Below are 5,496 nucleotides of genomic sequence, written 5' to 3' on the forward strand. Positions count from 1 at the left end.
GTCGTCGTCGTCGTCGGCGGTCGTCTCCCGCGCTGCCGGTGCGCGCTTCTCCCCGGCGGCGGCGGGCGACGCCGCTTCGTCGGCGGCCTCGTCTTCGGCCTCGTCCGCGTCGGCCTCGGCCGGGCGCGGCGTGGCGGCGGCGGCGACGTTGCCCTCGCCCTCGACCTCGAGGCGCACGATGACGGTGCCGACGGCCACCGTGTCGCCGACCTCGGCGCCGAGCCAGGCGACCTTGCCCTCGACGGGCGAGGGGATCTCGACCGTCGCCTTGTCGGTCATCACGGCGGCCAGCACGTCGTCCTCGCGCACCACGTCGCCGACGGCGACCTGCCACTCGACGAGCTCGGCCTCGGCGACGCCCTCGCCGACATCGGGCAGCTTGATGGCGTATTCGCCCATCTCAGGCCTCCATCGCTTCGGCGAGCGCGCGGCCGACGCGGGCCGGACCGGGGAAGTAGTCCCACTCCTGCGCGTGCGGGTAGGGCGTGTCCCAGCCGGCGACGCGGCCGACCGGCGCTTCCAGATGGTAGAAGCAGGTCTCCTGCACCAGGGCCGACAGCTCGGCGCCGAAGCCGCTGGTCAGCGTCGCCTCGTGCACGACGACGCAGCGCCCGGTCTTCCTCACCGAGGCGGCGATGGTGTCGAGGTCGTAGGGCACCAGCGTGCGCAGGTCGACGATCTCGGCGTCGATGCCGGTGTCGGCGGCGGCCGCCTCGGCGACGTGCACCATGGTGCCGTAGGCCAGGACGGTGACGTCGGCGCCGGCGCGCCGCACCTCCGCCTTGCCGAGCGGCACGGTGTAGTGGCCGGCCGGCACCTCGCCGAGCGGGTGCTTCGACCAGGCGGTCACCGGGCGGTCGTGATGGCCGTCGAAGGGGCCGTTGTAGAGCCGCTTGGGCTCCAGGAAGATCACCGGATCGGGGTCCTCGATGGCGGCGATCAGCAGGCCCTTGGCGTCGAGCGGGTTGGACGGCACCACCGTCTTCAGCCCGGCGACGTGGGTGAACAGCGCCTCCGGGCTCTGGCTGTGCGTCTGGCCGCCGAAGATGCCGCCGCCGGTCGGCATGCGGATGACCAGCGGGCAGGTGAACTGGCCGTTCGAGCGGTAGCGCAGCCGCGCCGCCTCCGAGACGATCTGGTCGTAGGCGGGGTAGACGTAGTCGGCGAACTGCACCTCGACGCAGGGCTTGAGCCCGTAGGCGCCCATGCCAATGGCGGTGCCGACGATGCCGAGCTCGCTGATCGGCGTGTCGAAGCAGCGGTGCTTGCCGTATTTCTGCTGCAGCCCCTGGGTGCAGCGGAAGACGCCGCCGAAATAGCCGACGTCCTCGCCGAACACGACGACGTCGTCGTCGCGGCCCATGGCGACGTCCATGGCGTCGCGGATCGCCTCGATCATGCTCATGCGCGGCATCGGCTCAGACCCCCGCGTCCTGGCGCTGGCGCCGCAGATGCGCCGGCATCTCGGCGAAAACGCCCTCGAACATGTCGCGCGCCGAGGGCCGGCCGCCGGAATGCAGCGTGCCGTGGCTCTCCGCCTCCTTCTGGGCGGCGATCACCGTGTCGAGGATCTCGGCCTCCGCCTGCTTGTGGCGCTCCTCGCTCCACAGCTCGCGCGCGATCAGGTGGTTCTTGAGCCGGAGGACGGGATCGCCGAGCGGCCAGGCGTCGGATTCGGCCTTCGGCCGGTAGGCCGACGGGTCGTCGGAGGTGGAATGGGCGCCGACGCGGTAGGTGACGTGCTCGATCAGCGTCGGGCCGAGATTGCGCCGGGCGCGCTCGGCCGCCCATTTGGCGACGGCGTGGACGGCGAGATAGTCGTTGCCGTCGACGCGCAGCGCCGGGATGCCGAAGCCGAGGCCGCGCGCGGCGAAGGTGCCCGAGCCGCCGCGCGCGATGCCCTGATAGGTCGAGATCGCCCACTGGTTGTTGACGATGTTGAGGACGACCGGCGCCTTGTAGGTGGAGGCGAAGACGAGCGCGGCGTGGAAGTCGGATTCGGCCGTCGAGCCGTCGCCGATCCAGCCGACGGCGATCTTGCTGTCGCCCTTGATGGCCGAGGCCATCGCCCAGCCGACGGCCTGCACGAACTGGGTGCCGAGATTGCCCGACAGCGAGAAGAAGCCGTAGTCGCGCGAGGAGTAGAGCACCGGAAGCTGGCGCCCCTTCAGCGGGTCGGCCTCGTTGGAGTAGATCTGGTTCATCATCTCGACCATCGGGTAGCCGCCGGCGATCAGGAGGCCGGCCTGGCGGTAGGTCGGGAAGTTCATGTCGCCGGGCATGAGCGCCTTGCGGAAGGCCGCGCTCACCGCCTCCTCGCCCATGTGCTGCATGTAGAAGGAGGTCTTGCCCTGGCGCTGCGCCATCAGCATGCGCTTGTCGAAGGTGCGCAGCAGCATCATGTCGCGCAGCCCCGTCGCCAGCTCCTCGTCGCTCAGCAGCCCGGCCCACGGGCCGACCGCCTCGCCGTTGCGGTTCAAGACGCGGATGATGGAAAAGGCGAGGTCGCGGATCGCCTCGGGGTCGGCATCGACCTCGGGCCGACGCACCGAGCCGGCCTTGGGGATGGCGACCTGGGAGAAGTCCGGCGTGTCGCCGGGGCGGAACTCGGGCTCCGGTACGTGGAAGCGGAGCGGGGCGGCGTCGGTCATGCGCGTCCTCCCTGGCCGGCCGGCACGCGCCGAGCGTGCGCCTTTCAGTGCTAGGCCAAACGCCCGGCGATTGCTAGCGCCGTCGTGCGTTCGGGTGAATCGCCGATCGGCTCTAACTCCTTGTTTTGGCGCGTTTCCGCACGGCGAGCCGGGGGCTGCCCTGCGGCGGAACGCGCGCGGCGGACATGCGGGGCGGCGTCACGCCAGGCCCTTGTCGGCGAGCTGGCGGCGCGCGTCGTCGCTCTTGGCCAGGCCGCCGAGCCCCATGCCGGCGAGCACGGCCGGCGTCTTGGAAAACTGGACGTCGGCATAGGCGACGACCTCGATGCGGTTGCCCCAGGGGTCGAGGAAGTCGAGGAAAGGCCCCTCGACGAAGCGCGCGCCGGCGCGGGCGGCGAGGTCGCGGACGCGCGCGCGGTCGTCGACGACGAGGCCGAAATGCCGGTGCGCGTCGTCGCCCTGCCGGCGGCCCTCCGACAGGGCGAGGAACTGGTCGCCCATGTCGAGGAAGGCGCGGCCGGGCCCGCGGCCGCGCAGCTCGAAGCGGAAGATGCCGCCGTAGAAGGCGAGCGCGGCGTCGATGTCGCCGACTTCCAGGGCGACGTGGTTGATGCCGACGAGGCGGGGGCGGTCGTCCGCGGTCATGGCGTCCTCCGTTGCCGGGATGGGCGGATGGCGCAGGATGGGGCGGCCGCGGCGTCTCGACAAGGGCCGGGCGGCGGCCTATGCCGGGAACGACGAGGCGGCAGGGAGGATGGCGCCATGTTTTCCAGGCAAGGACTGGCCTACCGGGCCGTGCCGCTGCCCGACCGGCAGGCGTGGGACGACGCGGCGATGGCGCAGGCGGCGCGGGCGTTCCTCGCGCGCATGCGCACCCGCCACACGGTGCGCGACTTCTGCGACCGGCCGGTGCCGCGCGGCGTCATCGAGGACTGCGTGGCGGCGGCCGGCACGGCGCCGAGCGGCGCCAACCACCAGCCCTGGCACTTCGTCGCCGTCGGCGACGCGGCCACCAAGCACGCCATCCGGCGCGCCGCCGAGGAGGAGGAGGCGCGCTTTTATGCCGGCGGCGCGGGCGACGAATGGCTCAAGGCGCTGGAGCCGATCGGCACCGGCGCCGACAAGCCGCATCTCGAGGTGGCGCCGTGGCTGATCGTCGTCTTCGCGCAGCGCTACGGCTTCTTCGACGACGGCACGCGGTACAAGAACTACTACGTGCCGGAAAGCGTCGGCATCGCCACCGGCTTCCTGATCGCCGCGCTGCACCATGCCGGGCTGGCGGCGCTCACCCACACGCCGAACCCGATGCGCTTCCTCAACGGGCTGCTCGGCCGGCCGGAGTCGGAAAAGCCGGTGATGATCCTGGCCGTCGGCCATCCGGCGGCCGACGCCACGGTGCCGGCGGCGGCCAAGATCAAGAAGCCGCTCGAGGCGATCCTCACCGTGCGGCCGCCCGACGCGCCGGAATAGGGCGCCGCGCCGGCCCTCGCCGCAACGACGCTGCCGCAACGAAAAAGGGGGCCGCCAACGGCGACCCCCCGCAAGTCGGTCGGCTCGCGCGCTTCAGAAGCGCGAGAGGATGCCCCACACGCCGGGCACCAGCAGCGCGGCGAGCGCCACCTTGACGAGGTCGGGCAGGACGAACGGCGCGACGCCGAACTGCCAGGCGGCGGTGGCGCCGACCAGATAGGCGAGCCAGGCGAAGCCGAGCGCCATCATCACCACCTCGCCGACCAGCATGGCGCCGAACAGCTTGACCGGGTTGCGGTCGAAGCCGCGGTCGGCGGCCCAGCCGGCGGCGGCGGCGAGCGCGACGAAGCCGAGCAGGTAGCCGCCCGTCGGGCCCATCATGTAGGCGAGTCCGATGCCCTTTTCCGGCGTGCTCTGGAAGACCGGCAGGCCGATCGCGCCCTCGGCCAGGTAGAGCAGCAGCGTGGCGGTGCCGAGGCGCAGGCCGTAGGCGGCGCCGACGAGCAGGATGGCGAGCGTCTGCAGCGACAGGTCGACCGGGCCGAGCACGACCTTGGACTTGGCCGACAGCGTGATGATCGCGGTGCCGGCGAGCGCCAGCAGGGCCAGCATGGCGAAGCGCGCCGCACCCTTCTCGGGCAGGGCGAGGTTGACGAGCGAACGGGTTCCGGTGGCTGCTGACATCGCTATCTCCTTGCGTCGCGGCATGCGGCGGATGCGATTTACTAGCGCAACACGCGCCGTGTGCAAGCCCCGAAGGCGCGCCTTCGTTGCGGCAGCGCTCAGCCGGCGCGGGGCGCGGGCCGCGGCCGGGGCGGCCGCGCCGGGCGCGGCAAGAGCAGGCCGGCGAGCGCCACCATCGCCGCCGCGGCGGCGAGAATCAGGTACTGCCAGGTAAAGCCGAATCCCAGCCCGTGCAGGGCCGCCATCGCCGGCACGACCAGCGCGCTGGCGCCGAGCGCCAGAACGTATTCGAAGGCGAAGGCGCGGCCGCGCCAGGCCTGCGGCACGTGGCGGGCGACCAGCCAGCCGCTGATCGGAATGCCGGCGAACATCAGCGTCACCGCGGCGAGCGCGGCCGGCAGGGCCGGCCAGCCGGCCGCGCCGGCGAGCAGCGCCAGCGCGGCGGCGGCGGCGAGATAGATGCCGATCATCAGCGGCCGGCCGCCGATGCGGTCGAGCGCGGCGCCGACGGGAAGCTGCGCGAAGGCGGCGACGGCGAAGACGGCGGCGGTGTAGCCGCCGATGCCCGAAAGCGCGGGCGCGATCGCCGCCAGCCGTTCGTCGAACAGCTTGGGCAGCGAGATGCTGACGCCGTTGAAGACCAGGCCGGAAAACAGCGCCGCGGCGAGCACCACGGCAAGGACGCGGCGCG

7 protein-coding genes are annotated in these 5,496 nt (G+C 72.5%); 1 reads left to right on the forward strand and 6 read right to left on the reverse strand.

Features of this window, described 5'->3' with window-relative positions; genetic code table 11:
* The 4 genes from N1F89_RS20240 to N1F89_RS20255 form a co-directional block, all read right to left on the reverse strand.
* Positions 1-399, reverse strand: a 399-nt coding sequence (locus N1F89_RS20240) for a biotin/lipoyl-containing protein (RefSeq protein WP_290086279.1), incomplete at its 3' end; no start/stop codon positions are given.
* Position 400: 1 nt separating this feature from the next.
* Positions 401-1,414: an alpha-ketoacid dehydrogenase subunit beta gene (locus N1F89_RS20245; RefSeq protein WP_290086280.1), complete on the reverse strand. Its 1,014-nt coding sequence runs from the start codon at positions 1,412-1,414 to the stop codon at positions 401-403.
* Positions 1,415-1,418: 4 nt separating this feature from the next.
* Positions 1,419-2,651 (reverse strand): 3-methyl-2-oxobutanoate dehydrogenase (2-methylpropanoyl-transferring) subunit alpha, encoded by a 1,233-nt coding sequence (locus N1F89_RS20250; protein WP_290086281.1) that lies wholly within the window; start codon positions 2,649-2,651, stop codon positions 1,419-1,421.
* Between the two features lie 198 nt (positions 2,652-2,849).
* Positions 2,850-3,296 carry a VOC family protein gene (locus tag N1F89_RS20255; RefSeq protein ID WP_290086282.1) on the reverse strand — a complete coding sequence of 149 codons (447 nt, stop codon included), beginning with the start codon at positions 3,294-3,296 and terminating at the stop codon, positions 2,850-2,852.
* Between the two features lie 117 nt (positions 3,297-3,413).
* Here N1F89_RS20255 and N1F89_RS20260 point away from each other — a divergent pair, with 117 nt between their 5' ends.
* On the forward strand, positions 3,414-4,121 hold the full coding sequence (locus N1F89_RS20260; protein ID WP_290086283.1) for a nitroreductase family protein: 708 nt from the start codon (positions 3,414-3,416) through the stop codon (positions 4,119-4,121).
* Positions 4,122-4,214: 93 nt separating this feature from the next.
* Here the strand turns inward: N1F89_RS20260 and N1F89_RS20265 are convergent, their stop codons facing one another.
* Together N1F89_RS20265 and N1F89_RS20270 are read right to left on the reverse strand one after the other, a co-directional pair.
* Complete coding sequence (locus N1F89_RS20265; RefSeq protein WP_290086284.1) at positions 4,215-4,805, reverse strand: biotin transporter BioY; 591 nt, start codon at positions 4,803-4,805, stop codon at positions 4,215-4,217.
* Between the two features lie 98 nt (positions 4,806-4,903).
* Positions 4,904-5,496 (reverse strand): MFS transporter (locus tag N1F89_RS20270; RefSeq protein ID WP_290086286.1); only part of this gene is annotated, 593 nt, incomplete at its 5' end.

The organism is Aquibium sp. A9E412, from assembly GCF_030398335.1.
Lineage (GTDB): Bacteria > Pseudomonadota > Alphaproteobacteria > Rhizobiales > Rhizobiaceae > A9E412.